This window comes from Rhizobium leguminosarum bv. viciae USDA 2370 (assembly GCF_002008365.1).
Classification (GTDB): Bacteria; Pseudomonadota; Alphaproteobacteria; order Rhizobiales; family Rhizobiaceae; genus Rhizobium; species Rhizobium leguminosarum.
On the sequence record NZ_MRDL01000032.1, the window covers coordinates 107,191 to 124,749 of the forward strand.

13 protein-coding genes, 2 pseudogenes and 1 riboswitch are annotated in these 17,559 nt (G+C 59.9%); of the genes and pseudogenes, 2 read left to right on the forward strand and 13 right to left on the reverse strand.

Translation table 11 applies throughout. The features are described 5' to 3' along the window. Nucleotides 1-49: 49 nt before the first annotated feature. The 5 genes from ribN to clpP form a co-directional block, all read right to left on the reverse strand. The gene (gene ribN / locus BS629_RS14160) at nucleotides 50-958 is read right to left on the reverse strand and encodes a riboflavin transporter RibN (RefSeq protein ID WP_018241581.1); all 909 of its coding nucleotides are present in this window, start codon (nucleotides 956-958) and stop codon (nucleotides 50-52) included. Between the two features lie 84 nt (nucleotides 959-1,042). Further along, nucleotides 1,043-1,197: riboswitch (FMN riboswitch) on the reverse strand. Nucleotides 1,198-1,322: 125 nt separating this feature from the next. Continuing rightward, complete coding sequence (gene hupB, locus BS629_RS14165) at nucleotides 1,323-1,598, reverse strand: DNA-binding protein HupB (protein WP_003558438.1); 276 nt, start codon at nucleotides 1,596-1,598, stop codon at nucleotides 1,323-1,325. Nucleotides 1,599-1,804: 206 nt separating this feature from the next. Then, complete coding sequence (lon, locus tag BS629_RS14170; protein ID WP_017959927.1) at nucleotides 1,805-4,222, reverse strand: endopeptidase La; 2,418 nt, start codon at nucleotides 4,220-4,222, stop codon at nucleotides 1,805-1,807. 402 nt (nucleotides 4,223-4,624) lie between these two features. Next, nucleotides 4,625-5,902: an ATP-dependent Clp protease ATP-binding subunit ClpX gene (gene clpX, locus BS629_RS14175; RefSeq protein WP_017963839.1), complete on the reverse strand. Its 1,278-nt coding sequence runs from the start codon at nucleotides 5,900-5,902 to the stop codon at nucleotides 4,625-4,627. Between the two features lie 303 nt (nucleotides 5,903-6,205). Further along, on the reverse strand, nucleotides 6,206-6,835 hold the full coding sequence (gene clpP / locus BS629_RS14180; RefSeq protein ID WP_003547334.1) for an ATP-dependent Clp endopeptidase proteolytic subunit ClpP: 630 nt from the start codon (nucleotides 6,833-6,835) through the stop codon (nucleotides 6,206-6,208). 214 nt (nucleotides 6,836-7,049) lie between these two features. Between clpP and BS629_RS14185 the strand changes: the two genes are divergently transcribed. Both BS629_RS14185 and BS629_RS14190 read left to right on the forward strand, forming a co-directional pair. Then, complete coding sequence (locus BS629_RS14185; RefSeq protein ID WP_018241580.1) at nucleotides 7,050-8,465, forward strand: GGDEF domain-containing protein; 1,416 nt, start codon at nucleotides 7,050-7,052, stop codon at nucleotides 8,463-8,465. Between the two features lie 59 nt (nucleotides 8,466-8,524). Beyond that, nucleotides 8,525-9,769, forward strand: a complete 1,245-nt coding sequence (locus BS629_RS14190; protein WP_018241579.1) for a cytochrome P450 — start codon at nucleotides 8,525-8,527, stop codon at nucleotides 9,767-9,769. A 35-nt stretch (nucleotides 9,770-9,804) separates the two neighbouring features. Here BS629_RS14190 and BS629_RS14195 read toward each other — a convergent pair. From BS629_RS14195 to BS629_RS14230, 8 genes and pseudogenes are all read right to left on the reverse strand, one after another. Continuing rightward, nucleotides 9,805-10,086 (reverse strand): annotated as a pseudogene (locus BS629_RS14195) (phosphate ABC transporter ATP-binding protein); the annotation flags it as partial. Nucleotides 10,087-10,240: 154 nt separating this feature from the next. After that, complete coding sequence (locus tag BS629_RS14200; protein WP_018241577.1) at nucleotides 10,241-12,370, reverse strand: bifunctional diguanylate cyclase/phosphodiesterase; 2,130 nt, start codon at nucleotides 12,368-12,370, stop codon at nucleotides 10,241-10,243. Between the two features lie 231 nt (nucleotides 12,371-12,601). After that, nucleotides 12,602-12,952, reverse strand: a complete 351-nt coding sequence (locus BS629_RS14205) for a cupin domain-containing protein (RefSeq protein ID WP_018241576.1) — start codon at nucleotides 12,950-12,952, stop codon at nucleotides 12,602-12,604. 895 nt (nucleotides 12,953-13,847) lie between these two features. Continuing rightward, nucleotides 13,848-14,339 (reverse strand): ion channel, encoded by a 492-nt coding sequence (locus BS629_RS40340; protein WP_047622577.1) that lies wholly within the window; start codon nucleotides 14,337-14,339, stop codon nucleotides 13,848-13,850. A 94-nt stretch (nucleotides 14,340-14,433) separates the two neighbouring features. Continuing rightward, on the reverse strand, nucleotides 14,434-15,123 hold the full coding sequence (locus tag BS629_RS14215; RefSeq protein ID WP_026188359.1) for a hypothetical protein: 690 nt from the start codon (nucleotides 15,121-15,123) through the stop codon (nucleotides 14,434-14,436). 32 nt (nucleotides 15,124-15,155) lie between these two features. Beyond that, nucleotides 15,156-15,317, reverse strand: a pseudogene (locus BS629_RS39725) (OmpA family protein); the annotation flags it as partial. Nucleotides 15,318-15,575: 258 nt separating this feature from the next. Continuing rightward, entirely contained in the window at nucleotides 15,576-16,589 is a 1,014-nt protein-coding gene (locus BS629_RS14225; RefSeq protein ID WP_018241572.1) for a HupE/UreJ family protein, read from the reverse strand. Further along, entirely contained in the window at nucleotides 16,586-17,506 is a 921-nt protein-coding gene (locus BS629_RS14230; RefSeq protein ID WP_018241571.1) for a peptidyl-prolyl cis-trans isomerase, read from the reverse strand. The genes BS629_RS14225 and BS629_RS14230 overlap by 4 nt, the downstream gene beginning before the upstream one ends. Between the last annotated feature and the right edge of the window lie 53 nt (nucleotides 17,507-17,559).

Here is a 17,559-nt window from a genome sequence, read left to right on the forward strand (position 1 = left end):
AGCGACATGACAGAGGCATGACAGAATCGACATTTTGTACCTGAGCGCGTCAGGCTGGTTTGCGCTCCCGGCGCATCTCGTTTCGCATGATGAAGAGCGAGGCACACAGGATGAGAGCCGCTCCCAGCCAAAGGTAACCCGCCGGCGCATAGCCAAAGAACAGCCAACCGGCCAGCACGTTCAACGGCAGCTTCAGATCGTCGAACGGCTGGACGTAGGCGGCATCGGCTGCGGCATAGGCAAGCGTCAGGAAATACTGCGCTGCGGCGGTCAGCAGCCCCGCCAGCAAGAACAGGGCAAGGGTTGCGCCCGTCGGCACTGCAAAACCTGCCGCAAGCGCCAGCCCGCCGTTTATCGGGGTCAGCAGAACGAGCAGCCAGACGGTGATCGTCTCCGGTCGTTCAATGCCCGTCAGGCTTTTGGTGATCAGCGACGAGGCGCCCCACAGCATCGCCGAGAGCACAGGCAGGAGTGCCGCCCAGCCAAAGCCGTCCGACCATGGCTGCAGGATGATCATCGCTCCGGTGAAACCCGCCGCCGTCGCGGCCCAGCGGGCCGGGCCGACGCGCTCACCGAGGAAAAGCCGGGCACCCAGAATGATGAAGAAGGGCGAGGTCATCACCAGTGCGATCGCCTGCCAGATCGGCACGGCGGCAAGGCTGGCGACCCAGGCCTCGACGCCGAGCGCGGCAAGCGCGACGCGCGCGAGGTGACGCCAGGGATAGTGCGTGCGCATCGCCGCAAGGCCGAGCCTCTTAAGGAACGGCACCGAAAACAGGAAGGCGAAGCCATATTGCCAGAAGGCAGCCGACGCCGAGGGAAAGGCAAGCTTCATCGTCAGCCATTGGGTGACGACGTTGAGAAGCGAAAAAGCAATGCCGGCAAGCACCATCCAGAGTGCACCGACAACGGCGCGGGACGGCGAGACTGCAAGGGAAGTCTGATTCATGTCTTTCATCCAAAACAGGGACCAACATAAATCAGGACGCATAAGCCACGACCAAGCGACACAGGACAGACCCCTGCCCTTCGCACGACCGACACTCATTCTCTTCCATCCGGACTTTAACCGTCGGCTCCGGAATCGCACCGGATCTGCTGACCCTTCCCCCGCTTGGACACGAGGGAAGGCGCTCGCGGGCTCGAGCCGAAACTCTTACCGCCGGTGGGGAGTTTCACCCCGCCCTGAGAACAGAAATGTCGTAGATCAAAGCCCGCGCGGCGGCAAGAGTGCTCCTAGAAGCAAAAGGGGTCCGGCAAAGCCGAACCCCTCTCAAATCCTTCACAACCGGTCTCGTTTCCGGCTGACGGATAATATCATATCAGCCGTTGACGGCGTCCTTCAGGCCCTTGCCAGGCGTGAATTTGGGCACGTTGCGAGCCGGAATGTCGACTTCAGCGCCCGTCGACGGATTACGGCCCTTCGTTGCGGCACGATGAGAAACGGTGAAGCTGCCGAAACCCGCGAGGCGGATGTCGCCCTTGTTCTTGAGTTCAGCCTGGACAACGTCGAAAACCGCGTCAACAGCGGAAGCCGCGTCAGACTTCGTCAGTCCTGCCTTTTCGGCTACTGCGGACACGAGTTCATTCTTGTTCATGTTTCCACCCCTTTCTAAATGGTATGAAACGACTCAAAAGTAAGCTAGGCGCAGAATAGGTTTCATCAGGCCCGCCGAAAACCCAAAAGCCCTGCAAATCAAGGAAAAGCAAGCGTCTACATGACGTTTTCACAAAAAAGGCTGGCGTTTCCGCCAGCCTTTTTGCGTGTTTTGCCCCAATTGGGCGTAAATGTGGCAAAGGCCACTCAATGCGCTATGGTTGCGCCTGTCTCATCGAGGCCTTCGACCGTTGCGATGACGGGCGTTTCTACCGTGCCGTCCCATTCGATCGGCTCCGGTCGCCGGATCAGCGCATGCTTGATCACCTCGCCCATGCGGGATACCGGGATGATCTCCATGTTGTTCTTCACGTTATCGGGAATCTCCGCCAGGTCCTTGGCGTTTTCCTCCGGAATCAGCACCTTCTTGATGCCGCCGCGAAGCGCTGCGAGCAGCTTTTCCTTGAGACCACCGATCGGCAGCACACGACCGCGAAGGGTGATTTCACCGGTCATGGCCACATGCCTGTCCACCGGGATGCCGGTCATGATCGAGACGATCGCGGTTGCCATGGCGACGCCGGCCGAGGGGCCATCCTTCGGCGTCGCGCCTTCCGGCACGTGCACGTGGATGTCGCTCTTGTCGAAGCGCGGCGGCTCGATGCCGAAATCGACGGCGCGCGAGCGGACATAGGAAGCCGCTGCCGAGATCGATTCCTTCATGACTTCCTTCAGATTGCCGGTGACCGTCATGCGGCCCTTGCCCGGCATCATCACGCCTTCGATGGTCAGCAGCTCACCACCGACTTCCGTCCAGGCAAGACCGGTCACGACGCCGACCTGATCCTCGCCCTCTGCTTCGCCATGGCGGAAGCGCGGGACGCCCAGGTAGTCGGAGATGTTGGCAGCCGTCACATGAACGGCCTTCGTCTTGCCCTTGATGATCTCGGTGACCGCCTTGCGGGCGAGTTTCATCAGTTCGCGTTCGAAGTTGCGGACGCCGGCTTCGCGGGTGTACTGCTGGCTGATCGCCATCAGGGCGTCGTCGCTGACCGAGAATTCTTCCGGCTGCAACGCATGTTCCTTGATGGCCTTCGGCAGCAGGTGCCGCTTGGCGATTTCGCGCTTTTCATCCTCGGTGTAGCCGGCGATACGGATGATCTCCATGCGGTCCATCAGGGGCGCCGGAATATTCAGCGTATTTGCCGTCGTGATGAACATCACATCCGACAGGTCGTATTCGACTTCCAGATAGTGGTCCATGAAGGTCATGTTCTGCGCCGGATCGAGCACTTCCAGCAGGGCCGAGGACGGATCGCCGCGATAATCCTGGCCGAGCTTGTCGATCTCGTCGAGCAGGAAGAGCGGGTTGGACTTCTTCGCCTTCTTCATCGACTGGATGACCTTGCCGGGCATCGAGCCGATATAGGTGCGGCGGTGACCGCGGATTTCAGCTTCGTCACGAACGCCGCCAAGCGCCATGCGGACATACTCACGGCCGGTCGCCTTGGCGATCGACTGGGCGAGCGAGGTCTTGCCGACACCCGGAGGACCGACGAGGCAGAGGATCGGGCCCTTGATCTTGGTGGCACGGGCCTGTACGGCCAGATATTCGACGATGCGCTCCTTGACCTTGTCGAGACCGAAGTGATCGGCTTCGAGGATCTTCTCGGCATTGTTGAGATCGGCCTTGATCTTCGACTTCTTGCCCCAGGGGATGCCGAGCAGCCAGTCCAGATAGTTGCGCACGACGGTGGCTTCCGCCGACATCGGGCTCATCTGGCGCAGCTTCTTCAGTTCCGCATCGGCCTTTTCACGGGCTTCCTTGGACAGTTTGGTCTTGGAGATGCGCTCTTCCAGTTCGCTCATCTCGTCGCGGCCTTCCTCGCCGTCGCCGAGTTCCTTCTGGATCGCCTTCATCTGTTCATTCAGGTAATACTCGCGCTGGGTCTTCTCCATCTGGCGCTTGACGCGCGAGCGGATGCGCTTTTCGACCTGCAGGACCGAGATCTCGCCTTCCATGAAGCCGAGGGCCTTTTCGAGGCGCTGCTTGACGCTGGTGGTCTCCAGCATCTCCTGCTTCTCGGTGATCTTGATCGACAGATGCGAAGCGACCGTATCGGCGAGCTTGGAATAGTCGTCGATCTGGCTGGCGGCGCCGACCACCTCGGGCGAAATCTTCTTGTTGAGCTTCACGTAGCTCTCGAATTCGGAGACGACCGAACGCGACAGGGCTTCCAGTTCGACCGGATCGTCATGCGGCTCCTCGAGCACATGGCCGAGCGCCTCATAGAAATCCTCGCGGCTGGTATAGGTGTCGATCTCGGCGCGGGCGCGGCCTTCCACCAGAACCTTCACGGTGCCGTCGGGCAGCTTCAAGAGCTGCAACACGTTCGCCACGGTGCCGACATTGTGGATCGCGGAAGGATCCGGATCGTCGTCGCTGGCGTTGATCTGCGTTACCAGCATGATCTGCTTGTCGGAACCCATGACCTCTTCGAGCGCACGGATCGACTTTTCCCGTCCTACGAACAGCGGCACGATCATATGCGGGAAAACCACGATGTCGCGCAGGGGCAGAACAGGGTAGGCAGTGCTGCTCGCTACAGACGTTTTCTTCGTCATTTTATGTCCTTTCCATCGTCCCGTTGCCGGGCTCTTTGCACGGCCGCTTGGGACCGGCCGGCACTCTCACTTGTTGCTACAAGTGGAGGTTCTGACTACGCTTTTCAAGCCACGCAAACGCCCGCGTCCCTCGGATGTGACAGCTTTATTACAACGGAACGCCAACACTATGAAGCGCGTGGCTGGACCGGCGCTTACCACTTCCGACCCGGCTAAAATACAAACGCCAGCAAGAGACTTACGGAATCATTGCATGATTGCCAAGCACTACCCCTTGCGCAACATCGGCAAAGGCAATGTCGGTTCCCACCGGCAAATACTAGCAGCGCTTCGCATGGTTTTTCAAATAGAAAGGGGCCTGCCTATGGCAAGCCCCCAAAATAATCACACGAAAGCCCAAGCTCACGCCGAAGCGTTGGCTTTTTCTTCCTGGCGATCGGCATAGATGTAAAGCGGACGGGCCGAACCGCGCACCACTTCCTCGGAGATGACGACCTCGCGCACCCCTTCCAGCGTCGGCAATTCGAACATCGTGTCGAGCAGGATCTTCTCCATGATCGAGCGAAGGCCGCGGGCGCCGGTCTTGCGCACGATCGCCTTGCGGGCGATTTCGCGCAGAGCATCCTCGTGGAAGTTCAGTTCCACGTCTTCCATCTCGAACAGGCGCTGATACTGCTTGATCAGCGCGTTCTTCGGCTCGGAGAGGATCTGGATCAGCGCGTCCTCATCGAGGTCTTCAAGCGTCGCCAGAACCGGCAGACGGCCGATGAACTCAGGGATGAGGCCGAACTTGACCAGATCTTCAGGCTCCAGTTCGCGCAGGACCTCACCGACGCGGCGGTCATCCTGCGACTTGACGGTCGCACCGAAGCCGATCGAGGTCTTCTCGCCGCGGGCAGAGATGATCTTGTCGAGGCCGGCAAAGGCGCCGCCGCAGATGAACAGGATGTTCGTCGTGTCGACCTGCAGGAATTCCTGCTGAGGATGCTTGCGGCCGCCCTGCGGTGGAACGGAAGCGACCGTGCCTTCCATGATCTTCAGCAGTGCCTGCTGCACGCCCTCGCCCGAGACGTCGCGGGTGATCGACGGGTTGTCGGACTTGCGCGAAATCTTGTCGACTTCGTCGATGTAGACGATGCCGCGCTGCGCACGCTCGACGTTGTAGTCGGCCGACTGCAGGAGCTTCAGGATGATGTTTTCGACATCCTCGCCGACATAACCGGCCTCTGTCAGCGTCGTCGCATCGGCCATGGTGAAGGGAACGTCGATGATGCGGGCGAGCGTCTGGGCAAGATAGGTCTTGCCGCAGCCGGTCGGGCCGACGAGCATAATGTTCGACTTCGCCAGTTCGACTTCGCCGTTCTTGGAGGCATGCGCCAGGCGCTTGTAATGGTTGTGAACGGCGACCGACAGGATCTTCTTCGCCTGCCGCTGGCCGATGACGTATTCGTCGAGGACCTTGATGATGTCCTGGGGCGTCGGAACGCCGTCACGGGACTTGACCATCGAAGACTTGTTCTCCTCGCGGATGATGTCCATGCACAATTCGACGCATTCATCGCAGATGAAGACGGTCGGTCCGGCAATCAGTTTCCGGACTTCGTGCTGGCTCTTTCCGCAGAACGAACAATAAAGCGTGTTCTTGGAGTCGCCGCCGTTGCTGCCGCTGACCTTGCTCATATCACTTTCCTTCCAGCACGCCGCATTTCAAGGCGAAATCGCGGTCCACTCTATCAGCTCCTGGCGGCACTCCGTTTCCGGAGCCTTTGCCGAGAAGGGCTTCAGGGGGTACGAACCGGGCCCAACCAATCATGTCCGGGTTCCGGCGGCAACGAATTCCCCTTCGAATGCCGAATGCTATGTCATAAAAATTCAACATAGCATTAATAGTTACTATTAGCGTCTTCGTCGCCGTATGAAAGCCCCTGTTCAATCACAAATGGGATAGAACTGTGGCGACAAAAACACCATCCCTATTAATTACTAGGCCTGTTCGCCTTCCATTTCGAGGCGCGACGTCAGAACCTTGTCGATCACGCCCCAGCTCTGGGCTTCGTCCGCATCCATGAAATGGTCACGATCGAGCGTCTTTTCAACTTCTTCGTAGGTGCGGCCGGTGTGCTTTACGTAGACCTCGTTCAGGCGGCGCTTCATTTTGAGGATGTCGCGGGCGTGCCGCTCGATGTCCGAGGCCTGCCCCTGGAAGCCGCCCGAGGGCTGGTGCACCATGATGCGGGAATTCGGCGTGGCAAAGCGCATGTCCTTGTGGCCGGCAGCCAGCAGCAGCGAGCCCATGGATGCGGCCTGGCCGATGCAGAGCGTCGAAACCGCGGGCTTGATGAACTGCATCGTATCGTAGATCGCCATGCCGGCCGTGACGACGCCACCGGGCGAATTGATGTAGAGGGCGATTTCCTTCTTCGGGTTTTCGGCCTCGAGGAAGAGCAGCTGGGCGCAGACGAGCGTCGCCATATGGTCTTCGACGGCACCCGTCAGGAAGATGATGCGTTCCTTCAACAGGCGGGAATAGATGTCGTAGGAGCGTTCACCGCGGTTGGTCTGTTCCACGACCATCGGCACGAGGGCCATTGCGGTATCGACTGGGTTTCTCATGTGCGTCCTTTGTCAACGTCTCGCCGGCCGGCGCCGGGAATCAAAGAAAAATATCTTACCCCTACATAGAGTGTCCCGGCCCTCCTCTTCAAGACACGCATGAGGATAACGTTAAGAAGGCGGGGCAAGGCGGCTCCAGGCAGCCTCTTTCCCCCAAACGCCTGTTAACGGCGAGCCCTTGCTACGATCTCCCCCGGCTTTTCTCCATGACAGTGTGAAGGAAGGCTTACTCTATTCGACTGTGCTCATACACGTTTACCCAACGGAAAGCCTACCGGCAGATATCGGCCTGAAACAATGCCGCAGCGCAGCGACATTAAGGAACTGGCGAGCTTCCTCGGCAAGGATGAGAACCGACAGACAAGGGGTTGCTGCCGTGTTCAATATTGCTACAGGTCTCGCCATCTGGTGTTCCGAGGCCATGACGCTCGCTTTGGTGCTGTTCGTCGCCTGGCGCCATAACGTCAGGAACGAGGCCTATCTCTATTGGGGCTTGGGCTTCCTCCTGACCGGTATTGGCTTTGCGATGGTCGCGCTGCGCGGCGAAATCCCCAGCGTGCTTTCCATAGAGGCGGGCAATGCCATCGCCCTGCTCGGCCAGAGCGCCTGGGTGGCGGGTTTTCTGGCGCTCGACCGCAAGCGGATCGAATGGTGGGCGCTGCTGCCGCCGGTCATCTGGCTCGCCGGGGTCTTCCTGCCCTGGGTCAACAGCGATTATTCAAACCGGGTGGTGCTCTATAACCTTGCTTCAGCGACGGGTGCGACGGCACTTGCCATGGCGGTCGCCGCCGGCGACATGCGCCGCGAGCGTACCCGCGTCAAGCTGATGGGCGTGTTCGTCATCCAGGGCTGCCTGTGCTTCGGCTCAGCGCTGATGATGGCGCTGACGCTGCCGAGCGATATCGAAGCGACCAATCTCGGCGGCGCCTCCGCCATGGCCAGCGCCTTCCTGCTCACAATCGCCTTCGCGTTCACCTGCCGGCTGATCATGGAGCGCTCCGAACGGCACCTGCGTGCGCTCACCCTGACTGATTCGCTGACCGGCGTGCTCAACCGCCGCGGCCTGCTCGGCTATTTCGACGGCATCCAGGAAAAGGCCCATGACGACCAGCGCCAGGTCGCGGTGATGCTCTTCGATCTCGACCATTTCAAGCGTGTCAACGACCGTTTCGGCCACCAATCCGGCGATGCAGTGCTGACCGCATTCGCGCGGATGGCCCGCCAGTATATTCCAAACAACATCTTCGGCCGCATGGGCGGCGAAGAATTCGCCGCCTTCGCCGCGGTCACGGACCAGACGGAAGCCGAGGCGATCGCCGAAGCGATCCGCACCGAATTCTGCCGTCTTCCCGTCAGCACCGGCGAAGCGATCGTCCCGGTCACGGTCAGCATCGGCATCGCGCTTGCCTCCTCGATCGAAGCCAATATCGACAAACTGATCTCGGCCGCCGACCGGGCGCTCTATGCGGCGAAGGCGGCCGGCCGCAACTGCACGGTCACCTTCGGCGAAGCGGAGGCCGCTGCCCCGGCACCGGCCACGCCGAGCGGCACCGCCGGCGAACTCGTGCCGACGGTCGACGACCAGGTCGAGGCGCTGCGACGCATGGGTACGCTGTCACGGGCCGGGTAGTCCTGGGTCCCTCACCCCGCATCTTTCCGAGGCTCGGCAAATCCGATAAGCCTCGTGGCATGATGATCCCATCCTTTCTCTCGATCGACCGCGCCAACCGCCATGTCTCGCTGGACGGCCGCAATCCGGCCTTCTACGGCAACCCGAATGCCGTCTATGCCGCACTTCACGCCCATTGCCCGACCTTCTACTGGAGTGAGCAGAAGCAGTGGTTCTTCACGGGTTACGACCATGTAAACGGCCTGCTGCGCGACCGCCGCTTTGGCCGGCAGATCCTGCATATCGCCAGCCGCGAGGAGCTCGGCCTTGCCGAGCCGATGCCGCATCTTGCCAGTTTCGATCTCTCGGAACGTTATTCCCTGCTCGAACTCGAACCGCCGGAGCACACGCGGCTGCGCACGCTCGTCAACCGCGCCTTCGTCTCCCGCCATGTCGAGAAGATGAAACCGGAGCTTGCCGAACTCGCCAACCGGCTGATCGACGGTTTCGCGGAGAAGCGTGAGGTCGAGCTACTCTCGGCCTTTGCCGACATCATCCCGGTGACCATGATCGCCCGCATGATCGGCATTCCCGAAGAGATGGGACCGCAACTGCTTACCTGGTCGCACGCCTATGTTCGCATGTACATGTTCGGCCGCACGCGCGAGCAGGAGGAGGAGGCCGAGCGGGCGGCGAAGGAATTTTCCGACTACGTCAAAACGGTCATCACAGAACGCCGCGCCGAACCGCGTGACGACCTGCTGACCCACATGATCCATACCGAGCACAAGGGCCAGTATCTGACCGATGAGGAGCTCGTGTCGACGACGATCGTGCTGCTCAATGCCGGGCACGAGGCGACCGTGCACCAGATCGGCAATTCCGTGCGTACCATCCTCGACAGCGGCTGCGATCCGGCAGAACTCTTCCGGGACGAAGCGACGACAGAGCGCACCGTCGAGGAAACCTTGCGCATCTGCGCGCCGGTCCACATCTTCCAGCGCTGGGCGCTGGAGCCTGCGGAAATCGATGGGGTCTCCTTCAAGCGCGGCGACAAGGTGAGCCTCATCCTCGCCGCCGCCAATCTCGACCCGACAAAATTCACCGATCCGCTGACCTTCCGGCCCGATCGTAACGAGGCGGCGAACCTCTCCTTCGGCGCCGGCATCCATTTCTGCATCGGCGCGCCGCTGGCGCGGCTGGAGCTCAACGTCGTGCTGCCGATCCTGTTCGAGCGGCTTGCCGGCCTGAGGCTAGCGAAGACGCCGGTGGTCAAGGATGTCTACCATTTCCACGGGCTGGACCGGCTGGATTTGCAGTGGTGATCCATCCCTCGCAGAGGTGATCCACCGCGCGAGGATCAACCGTAACGTCCGGTAATGTAGTCTTCCGTACGCTTGACCTTCGGCGACTGGAAAATCTCAGCGGTCGGGCCGTATTCGACCAGCTCGCCCAGATACATGAAGGCGGTGTTATCGGAGATGCGGCTTGCCTGCTGCATGTTGTGGGTGACGATGACGATGGTGAACTCCGTCTTCAGCTGGGCGACCAGCTCTTCCACCTTGGCGGTCGAGATCGAGTCGAGGGCGGAGGTCGGCTCGTCGAGGAGAAGCACCTCGGGGCGAAGCGCCACGGCACGCGCGGCTTTTGAAATGCTGCAGAGGGCAACCGGTCCAGGTTAACGGTCAGGACATCGGGCAGCGAATGAAAGGGAGCCGTGTTCAGCGGTCACCGCTCTGCTGGAACGCCGGCGACAAGCCATCAATACCGAGCATATTGCCACGATCTTGGCGGCATCATGCGGCTGACTCTTCTTCCAGTTTACTGGATATGTCATATGCCGACATAGGTTTTCCAATCAGATATCCTTGAAGCTGGTCGCAGCCGGCATCGCGCAAGATCGCCGCCTGGCGGGTAGTCTCGATACCTTCCGCGGTAACCGGAATCCGCAGCGCGGTCGCGAGCGAGATGGTTGCCCGAAGAACATCGGCGCCATTTGCACCTTCGTCGAGAGCCCACACGAGCGAGCGGTCGATCTTCATGCGATCAAACCCGAACTGCCGCAAGGCGCCAATGCTTGCGTAGCCGCAGCCAAAGTCGTCGAGCGCGAACTTAATGCCGACGCGTTTGAGCTGGTCTATCGACCGCCGGGCCTGATCCGGATTGGTCATCAGAACACCTTCGGTGATTTCCAATGTCAGGCGGTTTGGATTGAAATCAAGCTCCTGCAGGACCGAGATCACTTCTGCGGCAAATTCCGGATTGCAGAGCTGGATTGGCGAAACGTTCACCGACAATGCCAGATCGGGCCAGCTCTTGGCATGCTCGATCGATGTTCTCAGCATGTGAACGCCGAGGGCATCGATGAGGCCGCACCTCTCGGCAAGAGGAATGAAAATCTCCGGGCTGATGTTTCCGGTTGCAGTTCGCCAGCGCGCCAGTGCTTCAAGACCAGTCACAGCGCCGGTCGAAGCCGAGACGAGAGGTTGGAAAACGGCTTCGATTGCGCCGCTGTTGATGGCGCTCTTCAACAGGCCCTCCAGTTCGGCGACCTGTTGGCGTTCCCGGTCCAGCTCGGGATCGTATTCGATTGCCTGGCCTCTGCCATTTGCCTTGGCCCGATAGAGGGCCATGTCTGCTCTGCGGAGAAGCTCCAGGGGCGGGACGTCGCCGTTGCGAGCAGCGGCTCCGATGCTTGCGCCAATTTCGATCGTTCGCCCGTCGATTTTGAAGGGCTCGGCAAACAGTGCCAAAATCGTCTTTTCGATCTCTCCGCACGGGGCAGAACCGATGTGTACCAGCGCAAATTCGTCGCCCCCGAGCCGCGCCACGGCAATGATTTCGGGGTGGCAGCCTGTCAGCGCCTTCGAAACCAACCGGATCAAATCGTCCCCCACCGCATGCCCCCAGGCATCGTTGACGGCCTTGAAGCCATCAAGGTCGACTAAATAGAGCCGGGGTGGCGGAGAGCCAGAATTATCCAGCTCTGCCAGCAGGTTGAGAAGCCCATGTCTGTTCAACAGGCCACTCAAGCTGTCATGGCCCGCTTCGAAAAGCGCTGTTTGCGCCAGTTGGCGCAGGCGCCGCGCCTCGGAGGCCCCAACCAACAGAACGCCGATCAAGAATAGCGAAAGGATGACGGTAGAAGCTGCAAGATAAGGATAGACCTGATGAAACACGGCGCTTCCGGGCGCTTTGCTGGGCCAAACGAGATAGCCGATGACGGCTCCCTTCATGTCGGTGATCGGCGTATTCAGGGATCCCGGCTTGGGCGTCGTCTCGAGGCTCAGCCCCTCGAGTTCATGTTCGTTGGAGAGAGTGTCGAGAACCTCCGACGTAAACTCCTTGTAGAAAGTCAGCACGCTGAACTTCGGAACCTCGACGGCGGCGTCGAACGGCTGGATCGCCTGCGAGGCGATCAGCGCTATACCGCTTTCGGTCTTGATGAAATTGACCACCGGCGCCTTCGCCGGATCTGCAGCCGCATTGATCTGCTGATAAAAGGCTTCCCCGAAAAACGTGCCCGGCTGGAAGGGCTTGCCCTTGGCATAGGCCGAGACGACCGAAGACCGCTCAGGGCCGGTCACTATCGCACCGTCATAAAGCGCGTAATCCTCGCTGGTCTTTCCCCAATTCTCATAGGCCCAATCCGCGGCGGTGGGAGACGAGATCGCGCTATAGGCATCGTCCCATACGGCGTTATCAGTCGTTGTCGCGCCGAGGCGAGCCACAAACGCACCGATTGCCGCGCGGGCGGCGCGACTGGCCCTGGCATCATCGATCTCGTTGGCCGACCGGGTCATCGTGACGACGACGTGTGCCACAAGGCCAGTCAGGACGAGGGCGACGACAAGGAAGCAGACCGTTGTCGCGATGATGGAAGACGTCTGGGTCCGAACGTGCCGACCTGCAAGATTCGACGACATGCAAATTCCGAAAAGATTAATTGCAAGGCCATGTCTGTGGGACGGCAGGAGACATCATGTCCGCAATGCGCTGCAGATAAGGTTTAGCATTTGACGATGTAGGCACGATTAATGGGAATGGTTAAAAGCGTTCTATCCCGGAAACAGGCGCGGCCATTCGCTGAAAGACGGGCCATCATCGCCGCAAATCGGGACAAGCGCGGAATCGTCAACGTCGATTTTCTGGCCCGCTCAAACCTTGATCACATAATCCTTGCGAGTCGTTTCAACGACTTCCCACGTTCCCTTGAAGCCGGGTCTGAGGATCATCCGGTCGCCCGCCTTCAGATGAACCGGCTCACCGCCGTCCTCCGTCACGATCGAATGGCCGGACAGCAGGCTGAAATATTCCCACTCCTCGTAGACGATCCGCCACTTGCCCGGTGTCGCCTCCCAAATGCCGGAATAGAGGCCGCCTTCGGCCTCCTCCAGATTCCAGGTACGGAAATGCGGATCGCCCGAGATGATCCGGCCGGGCTCCGGGGCGCCGAACTCGGGTTCGACGCCGTCGATGCTGAGGGTGATGTAATTTGCCGTGGTCACATGGGTCCCTCTGATCTCAGATGTGGTTCGTCACATACCTTTGACACGTACCCATTTGAAATCGTAGAGTTTTTTCAGTGGAGGCGTCAGGTACGTCTGGTTGTTTCCTCACATACCTTTGCTCAAGTATGTGCCTTTCGTCAAATACCCTTGAGCAACTCTGCAACCGCAAGTTAAACCATTGTTTTCTTGACGATTTATCGCAGGCTTGCCTTGCGCCGAACTGGCTGTCGTACAGCCGCGAGGGGAGGACGATGAGAGTTGTTGTTTCCGAAACCGTAGTCGTTGAGTTCCAGAGCTCATGACCCGCACCTACGAACAGCTTATCCCGCGCGCCTAAAGGGAGAAGCTCGAGCTAGCCCTTGAAATGGGCCAAGGTTACGTCCTCGATCTTTCGGACCGGACCTTCAACGATTTCTTCTATGAGAGACTGGGCATCGACCCAGAGACTGAAGGCCGCCTCTTCAACGGGCGCGGCACGTCGAAAGCGAAGCGCCTTAGGTCCTTCATTGAGCGCCCCCCGGCGTCCTTAATTGCGAAGCTGCTCCGCGAACTCTGGAACTATCGCAGCTCCATCGCCACCCGTGCGACGACGCCCGCTGATCAGGTGCTCGAGGCCAGCTATTTCATCACCGTTGGCAGGTTCGAAGGGGTAAGCCAGGACATCGACAGCTCGGTGATCGAGTCTTTCGAACCCAGTGAAACACTCGACGAACTCGTGGCATCAATCCGCCGCGACCTCGACGCCAAGAAGCCGCACGCCGCGCTTGATCGACTTCACACATACTGCATGAAGCGCTTCGCATCACTGGTCAGAAAGAATGGCGGCGGAGAGTGGGCGGGTAGCGTTGCCGACGGCGAGAACGTGCAGGCGTATCGCGAAGACCGAGCCTGCTCACAACTCCGTCTTGCCCTCCTCCACTCGCTCCCGCCTCGCCTGCAGTCGGTCGAACTTGCCAAAATCGGTCATGATGCTAACGAGAACGCTTCCAGTCCAACCGAAGGTGAACAGGCCCGACATACCGATGATAGGACCGAGCAGACGCCATCGGTCTGGAAGAGTGACGTTGCCCTCGCCGAGAGTGGTATAGCTTTCGAGGACGTAGTAGTAGCTATCGCGCATCGAAGGGATAATGTCCCTGACATACAGGGGAACTGCCCAAATAAGAGTCTCCGCGAAGTGCAGAACCGCTAGCGCGGCGATTGTTACGGCGAGCATCAAATTCAGCCGCCAATGCGGCGTGGCTGGGGTGACGTGTGCCCATGACTTGCTGAACTGAAGCCCGATGCTTCGGATTCCGACGCCATGCACAAAGATCACAACGATCAAAAACACGGTGCCTACAAGAATCTCCAGAACTGGATTCGGGTGGGTGAGATGGTCCAATCGTTTGCGTCCTCAGTGATCAGCCTGCGGTGGGACGCGTCGTGCGAGCGTCCCACGACCGAACCCAGCGCGAGCATGGACTTTGCCCTGAGTGCTAGTAGCAGGGCGGATACGGATAATAGCCACATGCCGGAGGCGGGTAATAACGTCGCTCCGCAGCGGCCGCACCAATCGCCGCCCCCGCCACGACGCCCGCCCCATAGTACGCGCCTGGATGGGCGTACCATCCGCCACGCCAAACCGGCGCGCGGAACCCAGCGCCTCCCACGGCGACGCCCCCATAGGGACCACGTGCCGCGAACCAGTCGATAAACAGCGATGCGGGCCCATCGGCTCCGGCGAGGTCCCCTTCGAGCACTGCTACGTCGAACGTCAGGTCTCCGCCCTCAAGCTTCGGCATTTTCAGGACGACCACCGCGTCGGCAACGGAATCACCCTTGGCGCTGAGTACCGATATCGTCGCGTTGGGTGGGTCCTTCGCGAAGCTGTCGGGCCCCTCACCCCATTGCTTGATGAACTCGGAGGTCAGCACGTGGCCCGCCGATCGGACCGGGCGGTCGGCAAACACGATCGACACCGCCGAGATGCCACTCATCGTTAGCTTGCCACCCTCGAGCTTCGCCCCACCGGAATTCAGCACGGCAAGCGACGGCACCATTTTTGACTTGGTCGCTCCTATCGTCTTTTCCGCTGGAGCCGAAATGGCGTCCTGCGCGAAGACAGGCGATGCCGCTAGAAGGCTCGCCGCGACGGCGATCATGCTTATTGCTGAGAGTCTTAGCATCATACATCCTCCAGTTTGATTATGACCACTCCCTATTTCAGGAGCCCTAGATTGATCAATTGAACGCGCCTGTTGTCGGCAGACTCCGGGTGACCGGGCTCGATCGGCCATTCCTCACCGGCCCCAACCGAGAACAGGCGATCAGGCGAAACTGCGAAAGTCGTTGACAGCGCCTCATTGATCGCGTCGCCTCGATCAGTTCCTTATACTCGGCGATACGCTCGTCGCGCTCTGGAGCGGTTGATTGCCTCCATCGCTCTTCTTCATTGTTGGCAATTTCGAAGTCGTCGCAGAGGTCGCGAAACCCCTCATTGCGCGCGGCGAGTTCATCAATGACTTTGTCGCGCTTCTCGAAGGCGCGCTTTACGAATCCAACACCGTTCCCCATCCGTTTTTATCCATTCGTATATGTCGCCTGACATCAGGCGCTCATGACGTATTCGGCTCCCGATTTAGAACGCAGCCACCCGCTCGACGAACCAGAATGCCGACATCGCACCGATTGCGTATGTCGCCGTCGTGAAGGCATTCCGTCCCAGCCACTCCGGATATCTCGTCTGCCTCACCAACGCGATTAACCCGATCACAGTGGCGATGAACATCAACTGCCCGATCTCGACGCCTACATTGAAGAACAGCAAGGCAAGCGGAATGTCCCCTGAAGGAAGGGCCAGTTCAGACAGTGCCCCCGCGAACCCCAGCCCGTGCAGCAGCCCGAACGCAAAGGCGACCAGCCAAGGGCGTTTCGCAGTGAGGCTGGCCTGCCCATTCTGAATACGAATGATCTCGCAGGCGAGCAGCAGGATACTGAACGCGATCGCGGCTTCCACGGGCGGCCCGGGAACGTGCACAAAGCCAAGGGTTGCCAGCGTCAGTGTGATGGAATGCGCCGCGGTAAACGCCGTCACCGTCCACAAAAGCGCCCGCCAGCTTCGTACGATGAACATCAGCGCCAGGACGAAGAGAAGATGGTCGTAGCCAAAAAGGATGTGCTCGATACCGTGCACGATGAATATCCTCGCCACATCGAGCCGTCCAGGTCGAGCCGCGACGTCGACCCACGGCTGGGACGGATGGATCATGGCCGTCATCACGGCCCCGTCCAGCAGGCGGGTACGCACCAGCACGTCGGTAATCGTTGCCTGCAGACCTACGAATTCGACGCGCTTGCCCGCAAGGCTCCCGTCCACCGTTTCGACGACGCGGCTCTCCACAAGAGAATCCGGAAGTTCGCGCTCGGCAGGTGGCGTCACGTTGCGAACACTGTCGGGGAACCGCAAGGCCACGGGAAGACGCATGCCCGAAAGCAGGGGTGTGCGCCAGACGACCTTGAAGCGGTTGGCCGTCATCTCGTCGATCTGAAGATAGGCGGGTCGTATCTCATGTGCTGTAGCCAGCCCAGCTTGCGCCAGGAAGGCCGCAGTGACAGCCAGGAATATCGTTGCCACTATTCGCCGGACGTTCATTGTGCCGACACCTCAAGTCCCAGATTGTACCCAGGGGGAACCTGCAAGTCTTGGAAGTCTGCTGCTTCGATTGGGGGAACAATGACAGAATAGCGGGACCGCGTCTCCTCCAGGGAGGTGCGCTTTATTTCTTGATACTGGTCCCGAACCCAGCCGGCCTTCACGTTGGGCATTACCTCAGCGTAGGTCGGGATGCGCCCCGGCTCGATGGAATCGATCCAGACGAGATGCCACCCGTAACCTGATTTAACGGGACCAACCCACTTGCCCGCTGGAAGCTGGAACAGCGCCTTGGAGAACTCAGGCCCGAATTCCTTCGCCATCTGGTCGGGGGTGGCGTCGCCATAGTGGTTCTGGAACATGAAGGGGTCGCCGACCGCTGCAACTTCACTGGAGTCGGGTGATTTTCCTCCCAACAGAGCTAGAGCTGCCGCCGCGACCCCCTCGGTACCCCTCCCGTGTTTGTCCGTGGAAAAGTAGAGATGGCGGAAGGTAGCATGGGCGGGTAGCGCGAAGGTCTCCGCGTTCTTGTCAAACCATGCCTTCAGATCGGCATCCGTCGGTTCCTGCATGGAGGCAACATCCGAGGCGAGGAAGTCCATCTTCTGCGCCAGTCTGCGCTTGACCACCTCGTCGTCGCGGTCAAGACCGAGGGCTACGGCTTCCCGGAAGAGGATTTCCTGCGTCACCTTCTGGTCGACAAGACCGCGAATCTGCTCGGGTGTCGGGGACGACCGTCCCTGCGCCAGCCAACTGATCGCCAGTTGCCGCAGGTCGTCCTTCGTCAGAACGATCTGGTGCGTATTCGCCGCCTCTTCCTGTGACGGCGTCAGCAGGTGGTATGCGCCGAACAGGACCGCACCAACGACGAGGAAATGGAGCAGCGGTTCGCGGAGGACTCGCCGCCACCCGCTCATTGGCGACTCCCTTATCCATACATGACTGGCTTCAGGTGCGATGGGAAACAGTT

Coding starts and splice junctions, on each gene's coding strand:
- BS629_RS14190 (WP_018241579.1), top strand. CDS start 8,525: ATGATGATCCCATCCTTTCTCTCGATCGACCGCGCCAACCGCCATGTC.
- clpP (WP_003547334.1), bottom strand. CDS start 6,835: ATGAGAAACCCAGTCGATACCGCAATGGCCCTCGTGCCGATGGTCGTG.
- BS629_RS14225 (WP_018241572.1), bottom strand. CDS start 16,589: ATGAACGTCCGGCGAATAGTGGCAACGATATTCCTGGCTGTCACTGCG.
- clpX (WP_017963839.1), bottom strand. CDS start 5,902: ATGAGCAAGGTCAGCGGCAGCAACGGCGGCGACTCCAAGAACACGCTT.
- BS629_RS14230 (WP_018241571.1), bottom strand. CDS start 17,506: ATGAGCGGGTGGCGGCGAGTCCTCCGCGAACCGCTGCTCCATTTCCTC.
- BS629_RS14215 (WP_026188359.1), bottom strand. CDS start 15,123: ATGCTAAGACTCTCAGCAATAAGCATGATCGCCGTCGCGGCGAGCCTT.
- lon (WP_017959927.1), bottom strand. CDS start 4,222: ATGACGAAGAAAACGTCTGTAGCGAGCAGCACTGCCTACCCTGTTCTG.
- hupB (WP_003558438.1), bottom strand. CDS start 1,598: ATGAACAAGAATGAACTCGTGTCCGCAGTAGCCGAAAAGGCAGGACTG.
- ribN (WP_018241581.1), bottom strand. CDS start 958: ATGAAAGACATGAATCAGACTTCCCTTGCAGTCTCGCCGTCCCGCGCC.
- BS629_RS14200 (WP_018241577.1), bottom strand. CDS start 12,370: ATGTCGTCGAATCTTGCAGGTCGGCACGTTCGGACCCAGACGTCTTCC.